The 13,132-nt window shown below is 70.3% G+C and carries 16 protein-coding genes; 3 read left to right on the top strand and 13 right to left on the bottom strand.

Annotated features, from left to right (window positions below; translation table 11 throughout):
* Window positions 1–50: 50 nt before the first annotated feature.
* The 6 genes from ACFY3D_RS30285 to clpS form a co-directional block, all read right to left on the bottom strand.
* Window positions 51–998 (bottom strand): cysteine synthase, encoded by a 948-nt coding sequence (locus ACFY3D_RS30285; RefSeq protein ID WP_350949843.1) that lies wholly within the window; start codon window positions 996–998, stop codon window positions 51–53.
* A gap of 156 nt (window positions 999–1,154) precedes the next feature.
* A complete protein-coding gene (locus tag ACFY3D_RS30280; RefSeq protein ID WP_350949844.1) occupies window positions 1,155–1,433 on the bottom strand; it encodes a MoaD/ThiS family protein in 279 nt (92 codons plus the stop codon).
* A gap of 89 nt (window positions 1,434–1,522) precedes the next feature.
* Complete coding sequence (locus ACFY3D_RS30275; protein WP_350949845.1) at window positions 1,523–1,687, bottom strand: hypothetical protein; 165 nt, start codon at window positions 1,685–1,687, stop codon at window positions 1,523–1,525.
* 144 nt (window positions 1,688–1,831) lie between these two features.
* Complete coding sequence (locus ACFY3D_RS30270) at window positions 1,832–2,248, bottom strand: M67 family metallopeptidase (RefSeq protein WP_350949846.1); 417 nt, start codon at window positions 2,246–2,248, stop codon at window positions 1,832–1,834.
* A gap of 9 nt (window positions 2,249–2,257) precedes the next feature.
* The gene (locus tag ACFY3D_RS30265) at window positions 2,258–2,782 is read right to left on the bottom strand and encodes a DUF2017 domain-containing protein (protein ID WP_389985527.1); all 525 of its coding nucleotides are present in this window, start codon (window positions 2,780–2,782) and stop codon (window positions 2,258–2,260) included.
* Between the two features lie 118 nt (window positions 2,783–2,900).
* The gene (gene clpS / locus ACFY3D_RS30260; protein ID WP_329091067.1) at window positions 2,901–3,188 is read right to left on the bottom strand and encodes an ATP-dependent Clp protease adapter ClpS; all 288 of its coding nucleotides are present in this window, start codon (window positions 3,186–3,188) and stop codon (window positions 2,901–2,903) included.
* Window positions 3,189–3,228: 40 nt separating this feature from the next.
* Here clpS and ACFY3D_RS30255 point away from each other — a divergent pair, with 40 nt between their 5' ends.
* Entirely contained in the window at window positions 3,229–4,518 is a 1,290-nt protein-coding gene (locus tag ACFY3D_RS30255; protein WP_389985524.1) for a nicotinate phosphoribosyltransferase, read from the top strand.
* Window positions 4,519–4,522: 4 nt separating this feature from the next.
* On the top strand, window positions 4,523–5,098 hold the full coding sequence (locus ACFY3D_RS30250) for an isochorismatase family protein (RefSeq protein ID WP_350949849.1): 576 nt from the start codon (window positions 4,523–4,525) through the stop codon (window positions 5,096–5,098).
* Window positions 5,099–5,105: 7 nt separating this feature from the next.
* Here the strand turns inward: ACFY3D_RS30250 and ACFY3D_RS30245 are convergent, their stop codons facing one another.
* Window positions 5,106–5,669, bottom strand: coding sequence for a hypothetical protein (locus tag ACFY3D_RS30245; protein WP_389985520.1), 564 nt, complete (start codon window positions 5,667–5,669; stop codon window positions 5,106–5,108).
* Window positions 5,670–5,867: 198 nt separating this feature from the next.
* Here ACFY3D_RS30245 and ACFY3D_RS30240 point away from each other — a divergent pair, with 198 nt between their 5' ends.
* Window positions 5,868–6,641, top strand: a complete 774-nt coding sequence (locus ACFY3D_RS30240; protein WP_389985517.1) for a hypothetical protein — start codon at window positions 5,868–5,870, stop codon at window positions 6,639–6,641.
* Between the two features lie 242 nt (window positions 6,642–6,883).
* On the opposite strand, the gene ACFY3D_RS30235 is transcribed toward ACFY3D_RS30240, so the two are convergent.
* The 6 genes from ACFY3D_RS30235 to ACFY3D_RS30210 form a co-directional block, all read right to left on the bottom strand.
* The gene (locus ACFY3D_RS30235; protein WP_362925131.1) at window positions 6,884–8,635 is read right to left on the bottom strand and encodes a DEAD/DEAH box helicase; all 1,752 of its coding nucleotides are present in this window, start codon (window positions 8,633–8,635) and stop codon (window positions 6,884–6,886) included.
* 136 nt (window positions 8,636–8,771) lie between these two features.
* Window positions 8,772–9,638 carry a hypothetical protein gene (locus ACFY3D_RS30230; RefSeq protein WP_350949853.1) on the bottom strand — a complete coding sequence of 289 codons (867 nt, stop codon included), beginning with the start codon at window positions 9,636–9,638 and terminating at the stop codon, window positions 8,772–8,774.
* A 99-nt stretch (window positions 9,639–9,737) separates the two neighbouring features.
* Entirely contained in the window at window positions 9,738–11,123 is a 1,386-nt protein-coding gene (locus ACFY3D_RS30225; RefSeq protein WP_389985513.1) for an MFS transporter, read from the bottom strand.
* Window positions 11,120–11,884: a zinc metalloprotease gene (locus ACFY3D_RS30220; protein WP_389985510.1), complete on the bottom strand. Its 765-nt coding sequence runs from the start codon at window positions 11,882–11,884 to the stop codon at window positions 11,120–11,122. Before ACFY3D_RS30220 ends, ACFY3D_RS30225 begins: the two co-directional genes overlap by 4 nt.
* A gap of 243 nt (window positions 11,885–12,127) precedes the next feature.
* On the bottom strand, window positions 12,128–12,379 hold the full coding sequence (locus ACFY3D_RS30215) for a DUF3039 domain-containing protein (protein WP_362504743.1): 252 nt from the start codon (window positions 12,377–12,379) through the stop codon (window positions 12,128–12,130).
* 155 nt (window positions 12,380–12,534) lie between these two features.
* Window positions 12,535–13,113, bottom strand: coding sequence for a YqgE/AlgH family protein (locus ACFY3D_RS30210; RefSeq protein ID WP_329091052.1), 579 nt, complete (start codon window positions 13,111–13,113; stop codon window positions 12,535–12,537).
* Window positions 13,114–13,132: the final 19 nt, after the last annotated feature.

Genomic DNA, 13,132 nt, shown 5'->3' with positions numbered 1-13,132 from the left:
CCGGCGGGGCTTCGGCCCCGCCGGGGATTCGCTTTTCCCTCGGGCGGCGTTCAGGCCCAGAGCTGGCCTTCGAGCCGCTCCTCGGCCTCGTCGAGCGTCCCCTCGTAGGCGCCGGTGGACAGGTATTTCCAGCCGCCGTCCGCGACCACGAACACCACGTCGGCCCGCTCCCCCGCCTTGACGGCCTTCGCCGCCACACCGAGCGCGGCGTGCAGGGCGGCACCGGTGGAGACCCCCGCGAAGATGCCCTCGCCGGACAGCAGCTCCCGGGTGCGCCGCAGCGCGTCGGCCGAGGAGACCGAGAACCGCGTGGTCAGGACGTCGGCGTCGTACAGCTCGGGGATGAAGCCCTCGTCCACGTTGCGCAGCCCGTACACCAGCTCGCCGTAACGCGGCTCGGCGGCGACGATCCTCACACCGGGAACGTGCTCGCGCAGGAACCTGCCGACGCCCATCAGGGTGCCCGTGGTGCCCAGACCGGCCACGAAGTGGGTGACGGACGGCAGATCCTCCAGGATCTCCGGCCCCGTCGACTCGTAGTGCGAGCGCCAGTTGGCCGGATTGCCGTACTGGTAGAGCATCACCCAGTCGGGGTTCTCCTCCGCCAGGCCCTTGGCGACCCGCACCGCCTCGTTGGAGCCGCCCGCCGCGGGCGAGGAGATGATCTGCGCCCCCCACATGCGCAGCAGCTGGCGACGCTCCTCCGAGGTGTTCTCCGGCATCACGCAGATCAGCTTGTAGCCCTTGAGCCTGGCGGACATCGCGAGCGAGATGCCGGTGTTGCCGCTCGTGGGTTCGAGGATCGTGCAGCCCGGCTGGAGAAGCCCGTCCTTCTCCGCCTGCTCGATCATCCACAGCGCCGGACGGTCCTTGATCGAACCCGTCGGGTTGCGGTCTTCGAGTTTGGCCCAGATCCGTACGTCCTCCGAGGGCGAGAGTCTGGGCAGGCCGACCAGCGGGGTCCGGCCGACCGATTCGATCAGTGAGTCAAAACGCATGGTATACGGCTTCCGCCTCGGGTTGACCTTGTGATGACAGACCTGGCGCCTCGGGGTGACAGCCCGAAAACCGCGGCGCGCGCCGCCCGGCCCGGGAGAGCTCTCCGATCTCGCGAAAGACCACGGAACTCCCGCGGTGCGGGCGGCGCCACGCGGCTAGCGGGATCCGCCGGCCACGGCGGGCAGGACGGTGACCGTGTCGCCGTCGGCGACCGGGGTCTCCAGCCCGCCCAGAAAGCGGACGTCCTCGTCGTTCAGGTAGACGTTCACGAAGCGGCGCAGCGCGCCCTTGTCCACCAGGCGCTCCTTCAGCCCGGGGTGCCGGACCTCCAGATCGCCGATCAGCTCCTCGAGCGTGGCGCCCTTGGCGTCGACGGCCTTGGCGCCGTCGGTGTAGGTGCGCAGAATGGTCGGAATGCGAACCTCGATGGCCATCGCGGGTCAGTCTCCTTGTGTCGTCATGGGAGTGAGAGGCCCACCGGATCAGAACACCGGTGAGCACCGGAGGATTCCAGAAAAGCCGGTCAGCGACAGTCGTAGACGACGACGAAGGGCGTGTGCGCGAACAGGAAGTTCTGCACGGGCGCGACACCCGCGCGCCGTGCCCGAGGGCCGGGACGCGAGAGCACCACGTCCTCCTGGCTCGGGGCGGCGGTCAGCATGCCCACCAGCTTACCCAAAGGGTTCATTCGTCCCACGGCCGTACCGGACACCGACCCCGTACGAATCCCGGATGCCACCCGAACGCGGAGACGAGGGAGCCGGGACACCAGGGCATGGAGGTAAGGTCCCCACCCCGGAGGCCCCGGCGCCAGGACCCGAAAAGGTGACGCTCACCCGGAGGTGATCGTCACCTCCTCCTCGCTCACGACACCGTCGATGATCCGGTACGAGCGGAACTCGGCCTTCTCCCCCAGCTCCTCGCGGGTGGAGACCAGCACGTAGTGGGCGTTCGGCTCGGCGGCGTAGGAGATGTCGGTGCGAGAGGGGTAGGCCTCGGTGGCGGTGTGGGAGTGGTAGATGACCACCGGCTCCTCGTCGCGGTCGTCCATCTCCCGCCAGACACGCAACTGCTCCAGCGAGTCGAACCGGTAGAACGTCGGCGACCGCTCGGCGTTCTCCATCGCGATGAACCGTTCGGGGGAGTCGGAGCCGACGGGCCCGGCGATCACGCCGCAGGCCTCGTCGGGATGGTCCGCCCGAGCGTGCGCGATGATCCGGTCAACCAGTTCCCGAGAGATGGTGAGCATGACTGGAAGCTACCAAAGGGCGCGGACCAGGGTGTCCTGGAGGTAGGTGAGCCAGTCGTAGATGACGTATGCCGGATAGCGGGGATCGCTCTCCGGCATGTCGGCGATCTCGTCGTGCACCTCCTCGGTCACCTCCAGCCGGGTGCCGAGCGCGAGGCGCACGTCGTTCAGCGCGCGCATCCACGCCTGCGCCTGCTCCCTGGTCAGCTCGACCCTGCCGGCCTCCGCACTGTCGAGCATCGCCTTGGCGTCGGCCCGCTTGCCCTCGCGCAGCGTCGCCTCGGTGTATCTGCGGAACTCGGCGGCCGCCTCGCCGTCCTCGTACGCCGAGGGGAAGAGCCGGGCCAGCACCGGATCGTCGGACTGCTCGGAGGGGCCGATGCCGAGCGCCTTCTCCAGGGGGTCGTCACCGGTCTCCCCCGGCTCGATCAGGCCCAGGATCTGCGTGACCAGCGAGCGCAGGATCGACACCTCGGCGGCGTCGAAAACCGTGATCACACCGCCCCCGTGCCCCGGCTTGAACCCCGAACTCATCTCTCGCCCACCATTTCTCGCGGGCTCCGCCCGAGACCCGCCCGCCGTTTCGAGTCCTGCCGCCTCGGGCCCGGCAGGTCACCGCGCGACGACAGGTGACGCCCGGCCGCTCGCGCGCTCACGAATCCCGCTGGACGGTGGCCCACAGCCCGTACGAGTGCATGATCTGCGCGTCGCGCTCCATCTCCTCGCGGGTGCCGCTGGAAACCACGGCCTTGCCCTTGTGGTGCACGTCGAGCATCAACTTCTCCGCCTTCTCCTTGGAGTATCCGAAAACGGACTGGAAGACGTACGTCACGTAGGACATCAGGTTGACCGGGTCGTTCCAGACGATCGTCAACCATGGCAGATCGGGCCGTACGTCAATTGACGGACGCTCGACCTCCGTTGGAGCGGTGCTACCCACATTCACCAGTCTGCCCTACCCCGGGCTTAGTCTTCGACTCGTGACAAAGAGCATGAGCACCGCGTTGCTTACCGATCACTATGAGCTGACGATGCTTGAGGCGGCGCTGAGAAGCGGGGCCGCCTCCAGACGGGCCGTTTTCGAGGTGTTCGCGCGCCAGCTGCCCGGCGGGCGGCGCTACGGGGTCGTGGCGGGGACCGGCCGGGTGCTGGACGCGCTGGAGTCATTCCGCTTCGAGGAGGAGTCGCTGGCGTTCCTGCGGGACAACGAGGTGGTCGACGAGCCCACCCTGGAGTTCCTCGCCGGATACCGGTTCTCCGGGAAAGTGGACGGCTACGGCGAGGGCGAGTGCTACTTCCCCGGTTCCCCGATCATGACGGTGGAGGGCACGTTCGCCGAAGCCGTGCTGCTGGAGACCGTGATCCTGTCGATCCTCAACCACGACTGCGCGATCGCCAACGCCGCCACACGCATGATCCGCGCCGCCGGGACCAGGCCCCTCATCGAGATGGGCTCGCGGCGCACCCACGAGGCGGCGGCGGTGGCCGCGGCGCGGGCCGCCTACCTGTGCGGGTTCTCCTCCACCTCCAACCTCATGGCGGGCCACGAGTACGGCATACCGACCGCCGGGACCGCCGCCCACGCCTTCACCCTGCTCCACGACTCGGAGGAGCAGGCATTCCGGGCCCAGATCGCCTCCCTCGGCGCCGATACCACGCTGCTCGTCGACACCTACGACGTGGCCGAGGCCGTGCGGACCGCGGTGGAGCTCGCCGGCCCCTCCCTCGGGGCGGTCCGCCTCGACTCCGGCGACCTCGGCCAGGTCGCCCACGAGGTCCGCGAGCAGCTCGACGCGCTCGACGCCCACAAGACCCGCATCATCGTGACCGGCGACCTCGACGAGTACGCCATCGCCGCGCTCGCCGCCGCGCCCGTGGACGGCTACGGCGTCGGCACGTCGCTGGTCACCGGCTCCGGCTCGCCCACCGCCGCCCTGGTCTACAAGCTCGTCGCCCGCGAGGACGCCGAAGGGGTCATGCGGCCGGTGGCCAAGAAGTCGGTGGGCAAGCCCAGCCGGGGCGGACGCAAGGAGGCGTTCCGCGAGCTCGACGCCGAGGGCACGGCGGCCGCCGAGGTGGTCACCGTCTCCGGCGAGCACCCCTCGAACGCCCGCCCGCTACAGGTTCCGCTGGTCAGGGAGGGGGAGGTCGTCGGCCGCGAGAAGCTGGAGGAGAGCCGCGCGCGGCACCGCGAGGCCGTCGCCGAGCTGCCCTCCAACGCCTATCAGCTGTCCCGGGGCTACGCCGCGATCCCAACCGTGTTTGACTGATCGCATGCCAACAGCACTGATCATCGTCGACGTCCAGAACGACTTCTGCGAGGGCGGGAGCCTCCCGGTCGGCGGCGGCGCGGAGGTGGCCGCCGCTATCTCGGCACACGCCGCCTCGCACGGCTACGACCACGTCGTGGCCACCCGTGACCATCACATCGACCCCGGCTCCCACTTCGCCGCCGAACCCGACTACGTGACCACCTGGCCCGCCCACTGTGTCGCCGGGACACCCGGCTCCGACTTCCACCCCGCCTTCGACACCTCACGCGTCGAGGAGGTCTTCAGCAAGGGTGCCCACAGCGCCGCCTACAGCGGCTTCGAGGGCGTCACCTCCGACGGGACCTCCCTGGCCGACTGGCTCGGCGAACGCGGCGTGGACGCGGTGGACATCGTCGGCATCGCCACCGACCACTGCGTGCGGGCCACCGCCCTGGACGCGGTCGCGCACGGACTGTCCGTTCAGGTGCTGCTGGACCTCACCGCCGGGGTGTCCGCCCCCACCACCGAGACCACCCTCGCCGAACTCGGCTCCGCCGGAGCCCGCCTCACGGGAACCCCCGTGGTCCGATCGGCCTGACGATCTCTCAGCTCTTCGGCATCCCCAGAAAGAGGATCATCCGGTCGAGCTTCCCGTCCATGGTCCTGTAGTTCTCCTTGAGCTCGCCGATGTCGTACGCCATGGCCCTCATGTCCTGCTTGACTCCCACGACCTCCTCCTTGACCTCGGCGAGCTCCTCCTTGGTGGCGCACTTCGCCACATCGAGCCGAAGCTCGGCGACATCCTCCTTGACCTCCGCGAGCCCCACCTTCAGCTCGGCCACCTCCTCCTTGACCTCCGCCACCTCGGCCCTGAGCTCAGCGACATCCCGCTTGACCTCGGCCTTGAACTCAGCGATGTCCTGCTTGACCTCGGCCTTGAACTCAGCGATGTCTTCCTTGACTTCGGCCTTGAACTCAGCGATGTCTTCCTTGACCTCGGCGAGCTCTTCCTTCGTGGCGCACTTGGCCACATCGAACCGAAGCTCGGTGACCTCCTGCCGGAGTCCGGCGACGTCGTCCTTGGTGGCGAGGGTGTCCATCCTCGCCATGATCTGCTCGAACATCGGAGCCACGTACTCCATGATCTCGGTACGGATCATCTCGGCCAACACTTGTCCTCTTTGAAAGCATTGCGGGGGAACCCGGTGGCGGGCCCGGGGTAGTGACAACGACACGCTACCAGCGACGCCTACTCTGAGCATTCGAACGATTACCGGATCGGCATGGATGGGCAAACAGCACCATCACCGGTGGCGGCAGGAGTATCACGGAGAGTTGATACCTCTTACTACCGGTGGTGATCTCATATGTTCGTGCTCGGCGTCTCCTGGCTGATCCTGACCCCGCTGTGCCTGTGGAACCTGTTTCGCGGAGGGACGCTGGTACGGCTGACGAGCGTGCTCTCGCTGGTCGCGCTGGAGGCGGCCACGGTCTGGGCCACCACCGTCGTCCAGGTTCCCGCCCCAACTCCGATCACCGCGCTCCCGCGCCCGGCGACCCTGACCGGCTCCCTGGCAGGCCCTCCGGCCGGATCCCGGATCGCCCCCCGGACCGAGTCCTGGATCCGGCCTCGGCCCCCGCTCGCGCCGTCCCGGGTGCCCGCACCGCTTCCGGACGCGGCGCGGCAGGGCATGTGGGACACGCGGGGAGCGCAGGCGGTGCGAGGGGAGCGGGTGCCGGGCAACGGGCCCGGTGTCTCCTCCGGCAGGCGGGGCCTCTCCTGCCGGGGACGGATGCCCGCTCCGGAGCGGGTGCGGCTGGCTCGCCGTCAGGGCGCACCACGGGGCGTGACGCTCTTCTGGAAGGCCAGAGCCGACGAGTGCGACACCGCGACCGTGGTCCTGCACCACGAAAATCGCACGATCAAGGTCTGGATGCGGGAGGACAGGGCACGCAGACGCTCCTCCGGCGCCACCACGTGGCCCGTGAGCGTCGCCGGCGGCGTCGCCTCCCTGGAGGTGCCGCTCACGGTACCGGTGCGCGACACGGGGGCGTTCAGGGCGATCGACGGGCGGACCGGCAGGCCGATCGCCCTCGCCAGGCCGGGTCGCGTACCGGAGGAGCCGTCCACGGCCCGGTGAGTCCGGTGATCCAGGGCCCGGCTCGCCCGAACCACTCGGCCCGCCGTTCAGGGCGACCCGTACCGCCCGGATCTCCGGACCGGGCGCGCCCTCGTCAGGACAGGTGGCCGGGCCGAGAGTGCGCCCGGCGACCGGACCGGGCTCGAACCCCCGACCGGATGGCCTGGCCGGGGAACTCTCGCCGGGGTGATCGAGGTCGAGTCACCGGATCGGACGGAAGGCCGTCCGACCCGGTGGCCGGGTCAGTGGGAGCGCTGGGTGGCCCAGTGGCGGATCTTGCCGATCCGCTCCTGGATCTGCTCGGCGGAGGCCTGCGCGATGGCGGGTCCGCCGCAGGCCCTGCGTAGCTCTGCGTGAATGACTCCGTGAGGCTGGCCGGTGCGGTGGTTCCAGGCGCCGACGAGGCCGTTGAGCTCCCTGCGGAGGTTGGCGATCAGCTCGTGCGGGGCGAGGTCCGGCTCCTTGGGCTCGGGATTTTTCCGCTTGGCCTTCAGCTGGTCGGACTGGCGCTTGCTCAGCAGGGTGCGGACCTGGTCGGGCTCCAGAAGGCCCGGCAGGCCGAGAAAGTCCTCCTCCTCGGGGGATCCGGTCTCCGCGGCGCTGCCGAACTCGCCGCCGTCGAAGAGGACCCGGTCGAACGTGGCGACCGCCTCCAGCGTCTCGAACGGCAGCTCGTCGCCCACGACGTCGGGGTTGTCCTTCTTACGCTGGGCGTCCTCCAGCAGGAAGTCGTCCAGCCCCTCCTCGGCGGGCTTGCGGTCGAGCACGTGGTCGCGCTCGGCCTCCATCTCCCCCGCCAGGCCCATCAGGGTCGGCACGGAGGGCACGAAGACCGACGCGGTCTCGCCCCGTTTACGGGCGCGGACGAAGCGTCCGACGGCCTGGGCGAAGAACAGCGGGGTCGAGATGCTCGTCGCGTAGACGCCGACGGCGAGGCGCGGGATGTCGACCCCTTCCGAGACCATCCGGACCGCGACCAGCCAGCGCTGCTCGGAGGCGGAGAACTCCTTGATCTTCTTGGAGGCCGTGGGGTCGTCGGAGAGCACGACCGTGGCGCCCTCTCCGGTGATGGTCCGGATGTGGCGGGCGTAGGCGCGCGCGGTCTCGTGGTCGGTCGCGATGACCAGGGCACCGGCGTCGGGCACGCCCCTGCGCACCTCGGTCAGGCGCCGGTCTGCCGCCCGGAGGACCTGGCGGATCCACTCGCCCTTCGGGTCGAGTGCGGCCCGCCACGCCTGGCCGAGCTGGTCCTTGGTGAGCGGGGTGCCGAGGGTCGCGGCGATCTCGTCGCCCGCGCGGGTCCGCCAGCGCATCTCACCGGCGTAGGCGAGGAAGATGACCGGCCTGACGACGCCGTCGGCGAGTGCCGGGCCGTACCCGTAGGAGTAGTCGGAGACGCTGCGCCGGACCCCGTCGCCGTCCTCGGCGTAGGTGACGAAGGGGATCGGGTTGACGTCGGACCTGAAGGGGGTCCCGGTCAGGGCGAGGCGTCTGGCGGCCGGCTCGAACGCCTCCCGCACGCCGTCGCCCCAGGATTTCGCGTCGCCCGCGTGGTGGATCTCGTCGAAGATCACGAGCGTCTTGCGAGCCTCGGTGCGGGCGCGGTGCAGTGCCGGGTGCATGGAAACCTGGGCGTAGGTGATGGCCACCCCGATGTAGTCACGGGAGGTCGCGCCCTGACTGTTCTTGAACTCGGGGTCGATCGCGATGCCGACCCTGCTCGCGGCGTCCGCCCACTGCTGCTTGAGGTGCTCCGTGGGTGTGACGATCGTCACAGCCCGGATGATCCCTCGTGACAGGAGGTCGCTGGCGATGCGGAGCGCGAAGGTCGTCTTGCCCGCACCCGGTGTGGCGACCGCGAGGAAGTCGCGCGGCGCACGGCTGGAGTACAGGTCAAAGGCCTCCTGCTGCCACGCGCGAAGCTTCGGCGCGGTGCCCCAGGCGGCACGGTCCGGATATGAGGGCGAGAGGTGGGATGCGGCGAAAGTGCTCACAGTGTCCCCAGGGTAATCTGCGCCGCCGACAAGACGTGCCGATCGGCCGAGATCCTCGCCAAGGTCGTCCCTTCGTGCTATTGGTCCGCGGAGCGGAGATCGTCGAATCGCGGAGCCGGACTCGCGCGGCGCCCGCTCACCGCAAGCCCGCGATCACCGTGTCGATCTCGGCCCTCGACACGGGGTCGTCCGGCTGGGTCATCGCCACCACGACCACCGGGCGCTTTCCCGCTCCCGTGAGGAAGACCACACGCAGGTACGCCGGCCGGTTCACCACGTCCAGGTACTCCGCGCGCAGGGCGCGGGTGTGCCCGGTACGCGCGCCCACGGTGATCTCCGTGTCGTCCACGACCTTCACCTCGTCACCGTGGAGCAGGAGCCGCGCGTACAGGTCGCTGAGTTCGGTGGTGGTGGCGCGCGCGTCGTTCGCGGGCTCGGCGGGCATGACCATCACGGTCGTGTTGACGCCGTCGCCCGCGGCCGAGGTGAACTCCGTGACCGGCGGCACCGTACCGGTGAGCCAGCGCTCCGGCAGCGGGTAGCTCACCCCCGCGACCGGATCGTCCACCCGCTCCGGCGGCGGGGAGGGCAGTGCCCGCAGGGACAGTACGGCCACCACGGCGATGACGCCGGCACCGGCGGCCAGGGTGAGCAGTACGAGCAGCACACGGCGCAGGCGCCCGGGGCGACGCTCGGGAGGGGCGATGGGCGTGCCGTACCAGCGGGCGGAGGGCGGCAGGTCGTCGCCGGGCTCGGGGATGCGGGGAGGCCAGGTCAGACTGGAGCGGGCGTCGGACGGCTCGTCCTCCGGCGGCGGCCAGGGGCGATACTCGTCGTCCTCGGGCGCCGGCCAGGGGCGGCGCTCGTCGTCGAGGTCCGGGTCGGTGGGCGGCCACACCTGATCCTCGGCCGCCCGCGCGGCCCTGCGGGCCCGCCTTGACCGGCGTCCCCCGCCACGGCCGGGCTCGTCGGGCGGGTCCGACCGGCGAGGTCGTTCGTGCACGGGACCTCCTCCCCGGCGGCGACGGTCCTACCGTCCTACCACGCATCGGGGGGCGTGACCCGGCTATGGGTGATCGCTGTTACGAGAGTGACCAATGAGTCATGAGATGTCCCTCATACGCCGGGCGACGACGACCCCGAAGAGGCCGATGGAGGCCATCAGGGCGACAATCGTGGTGTAGCCGGTGGCGATGTCGTCGTGGCCGATCAGGTTGACCAGGACTCCGCCGAAGCCGATGGTGATCGCGCTGCCCAGGGTGTCGACGACCTGGAGGGCGGCGGAGTTGGCGCCCTGCTCGGCGTCGGGCGACTGACGCATCGCGGTGACGTTGACGCTGGTCACGCCGATGCCCATGCCGAATCCCGCGATGACCCAGGCGGGCACGGTGACCCAGCCGCTGACCCCGGGCACGAGCGCGAGCAGGGTCGTCAGGATGCCCACGGTGATCGCGACGGCGCCGATCCGCACCAGCAGCGGCCTGTCGTACGAGCGGCGGGTCTGCAGGTAGGAGCCGCTGGTCCAGCCTATGGCGCCGAGGGTGAGCGCGACCCCCGCCCCGGCGACGGAGAAGCCGTGCACCTCGGTGAGGAGCAGCGGGATGAAGGCGTTGACCCCGAAGAACGCCGAGGCGAGCACGCCGCGCATCATGACCGTGGTGGGCAGGCCGCGGCCGAACCTGAGGGCACGGGGAGGCAGCAGTCTCGGCAGGCCCGAAGCGAGGAGGGCGAGCCCCGCGGCGGTGGCGATCCCTCCCGGTATCGGGGCCTCGTGGAGACGGCCCACCCCGTACAGCAGGGTCCCGCCGCCGCACGCGGTGGCAGTGGCGGCCAGGGTCATCGCCAGCGGCCTGGAGCGGGGTCCTGAGGAGGGCTCGGGCATCGGACCGCCGACGCGCAGGGCGGGCAGGAGCATCACGAGGGCGGGGACGACCAGCGGCACGATGCCGTAGAAGACCCACCTCCATCCCGCGGTCTCGGCGATGATCCCGGTGAGACCCGGCCCGATCAGGGCGGGAAGCACCCAGGCCGCCGAGAGCGCGGCGAATATCCGGGGCCTGGTCGCCGGAACGTAGACCCGCGCGATCATCACGTAGATCGCGACGATGACGGCGCCGCCACCGAGGCCCTGTACGGCCCGCGCGACGATGAACAGTTCCTTGGACGCGGCGGCTCCGGCCATGACCATACCGGCGGTGAACAGCCCCACCCCGAGCAGGAACGGCCAGGCGTGCCCCCGCCGGTCGGACCAGAGCCCGGCGACGACGTTGGCGAGCAGACCGGCGATGAGGAAGGCCGAGAAGCTCACCCCGTACAGGTCGAGGGCGTCGAGGTCCACGGAGACGGCGGGCATGACCGTGCTCACGGACATGCCCTCGAAGGCGATCAGCGTGACGACGAGCAGAATGCCCAGGGAGGCGGTCCGGTATTCGGGACCGAAGATCCGGGGGGATTCGTATGGAGCGTCGACTGTCTTCGGTGCTGTCACCTGTCAAGGGTAGTGTTCGCCCCCCGGCCTCGGTAGACGGCCCACATCTCCTGCATCCTGACGGCCTGGCCCACGGTGAACCCGGACATGCAGCGGTCGTCGGAGTAGTCCATGAAGTTGTGGATCGGGTCGGGTCCGCCGCCCTTGCAGGTGTCCTTGAGCAGCGGGCAGCCCTCGGTGGGCTGCCCCTCGGGCTCGGTGTCGGCCACGCCGTCGCCGGGCGGCTCGCAGCCCTTCTCGAAGGTGTGCAGCAGCCCGAGCCAGTGCCCGATCTCGTGGACGCCGGTGTATCCCCGGTCGAAGCTGCGCATCGCCCCGCCGGGCAGGCTCCGCCAGTCGACGACCACCCCGTCGAGGGCCGGCTCCTTGGCGTACCCGTGGGGATAGGTGGAGTAGCCGAGCACCAGCTCACCGAGCTGGGCGAGATAGAGGTTGAGGGTCTCGGGGCCGCCCCTGCGCATCCGCTTGATCATCCGCTCGTGGGTGACGGGCTCACGGAACCAGGTCGCGCTGACGGTACGGGTGACGCCGTCCAGCCTGAACCGGATCCCGGTGTCCGCGCCACCGAGCTGCCCGGAGTAGGCGGCGTTGAGCGTGGTGATCTGGGCGCGGACGGCGGCGTCGGGCGCGCCGAGCCTGCCGTCGGTGAGGACGTGCACCCAGGTGGGCACGGTGATGGGGAGCGCGGGCCTGAGCGGGTTCGCCCCACGCCGCCCGCCTGCGGGCGCGGGGGACGGCGCGGGCGCGTGTCGCGGCACCACGGAGCGGGCGGCCCACCCGGAGGGATCGGGGGGACACCCCGGTGGCCCGGAGGCGGCGCTTCCCCGGCCGGGAACGACGGGAACGGGAGATGAGGCTCCCACCGTGAACAGGCATGCGGAAACAACGGCGATCGCACGCCGAAACATGGACTCCCCCGACAGATCCCAGGCGCTGGACGTTCGCCGCTCTCCGGCGGCATCCCGACCGTAACCTCATCTGTGGCGATCACCCATGAGCAACACTCACTCGTTGTTGCCGTCTTCGCCCTTCGGAAGTCCCGAGTAGATCTCCTTGCACTCCGGGCAGACCGGGAACTTCTGGGGGTCGCGGTTCGGCACCCAGACCTTCCCGCAGAGCGCGCGGACCGGGGCCCCGCTCAGCGCGCTCTCCATGATCTTGTTCTTCTCGACGTAGTGGGCGAAGCGCTCGTGGTCGCCGTCGCCGTGCGACAGGTCCGGGCGGACGTCGCTCTCAGGGAGAATCTTCGTACTCACCCTCGCGATTTTATGCCCGTACCGCCGCGCCCGGGGCACCGGCGGTCGGTCGGGCGCGAAACACGACCCATCGGCGCCGGAGCGACATCCCGGGATCGGCCGCCCGGGCGGTGATCCCGATGATCGTCCGGACCCGGCGGGTGCGGAGCGGAGGGCTAGTTCATCGAGGGGTCGTCGGGGCAGGTGGCCACGTAGGCGAGTTCGCCCCTCTGACGGCGCAGCACCGCCCGCCACAGCGACTCGGGCTCGTGGTGGAAGGTGTCGCCGGGCTCGGAGTCCACGACGTACCAGGCGCCCTCGCCGATCTCGCTCTCCAGCTGCCCCGCCGACCATCCGGCGTACCCGGCGAAGATGCGCATCTGGGCGATCTCCCCGGCGAGGATCTCCGGCGGCGCGTCGAGGTCGACGGTGCCGAGCCTGGAGACGGCCGCGGTGCCCGCGTGCAACCGCCGCCAGCCGAGCGGTTCCTGCCCGCTCGGGACGGCGGCCAGCGCGAGGGCGCTGTCCGTCTGGACGGGACCGCCCTGGAACAGCACGGACGGGCCGGTGACCATGGTGTCCCAGGTGGGGAGCACCTGGGTCACCGAGATGTCGCTCGGTCTGTTGAGCACTACGCCCAGGGTGCCGCCGTCGAGATCGTGTTCCAGCACCAGGACCACGCTGCGCCGGAAGTTGGGATCCTCCAGCTGCGGGGTCGCCACCAGAAGCCCACCGACGTAGATCGCCTCCGCCATGCCTCCATAATGAGGGGTG

This window comes from Streptosporangium sp. NPDC000509 (genome assembly GCF_042898365.1).
Lineage (GTDB): Bacteria > Actinomycetota > Actinomycetes > Streptosporangiales > Streptosporangiaceae > Streptosporangium.
Note: the sequence above shows the minus strand (reverse complement) of the source record. Positions and strands in the feature narration are given on the sequence as shown.

Bases quoted from the DNA above. Each gene is read 5' to 3' on its own strand.
- ACFY3D_RS30285 (WP_350949843.1), bottom strand. From the start codon at position 998: ATGCGTTTTGACTCACTGATCGAATCGGTCGGCCGGACCCCGCTGGTC.
- ACFY3D_RS30280 (WP_350949844.1), bottom strand. From the start codon at position 1,433: ATGGCCATCGAGGTTCGCATTCCGACCATTCTGCGCACCTACACCGAC.
- ACFY3D_RS30275 (WP_350949845.1), bottom strand. From the start codon at position 1,687: ATGAACCCTTTGGGTAAGCTGGTGGGCATGCTGACCGCCGCCCCGAGC.
- ACFY3D_RS30270 (WP_350949846.1), bottom strand. From the start codon at position 2,248: ATGCTCACCATCTCTCGGGAACTGGTTGACCGGATCATCGCGCACGCT.
- ACFY3D_RS30265 (WP_389985527.1), bottom strand. From the start codon at position 2,782: ATGAGTTCGGGGTTCAAGCCGGGGCACGGGGGCGGTGTGATCACGGTT.
- ACFY3D_RS30250 (WP_350949849.1), top strand. From the start codon at position 4,523: ATGCCAACAGCACTGATCATCGTCGACGTCCAGAACGACTTCTGCGAG.
- ACFY3D_RS30240 (WP_389985517.1), top strand. From the start codon at position 5,868: ATGTTCGTGCTCGGCGTCTCCTGGCTGATCCTGACCCCGCTGTGCCTG.
- ACFY3D_RS30210 (WP_329091052.1), bottom strand. From the start codon at position 13,113: ATGGCGGAGGCGATCTACGTCGGTGGGCTTCTGGTGGCGACCCCGCAG.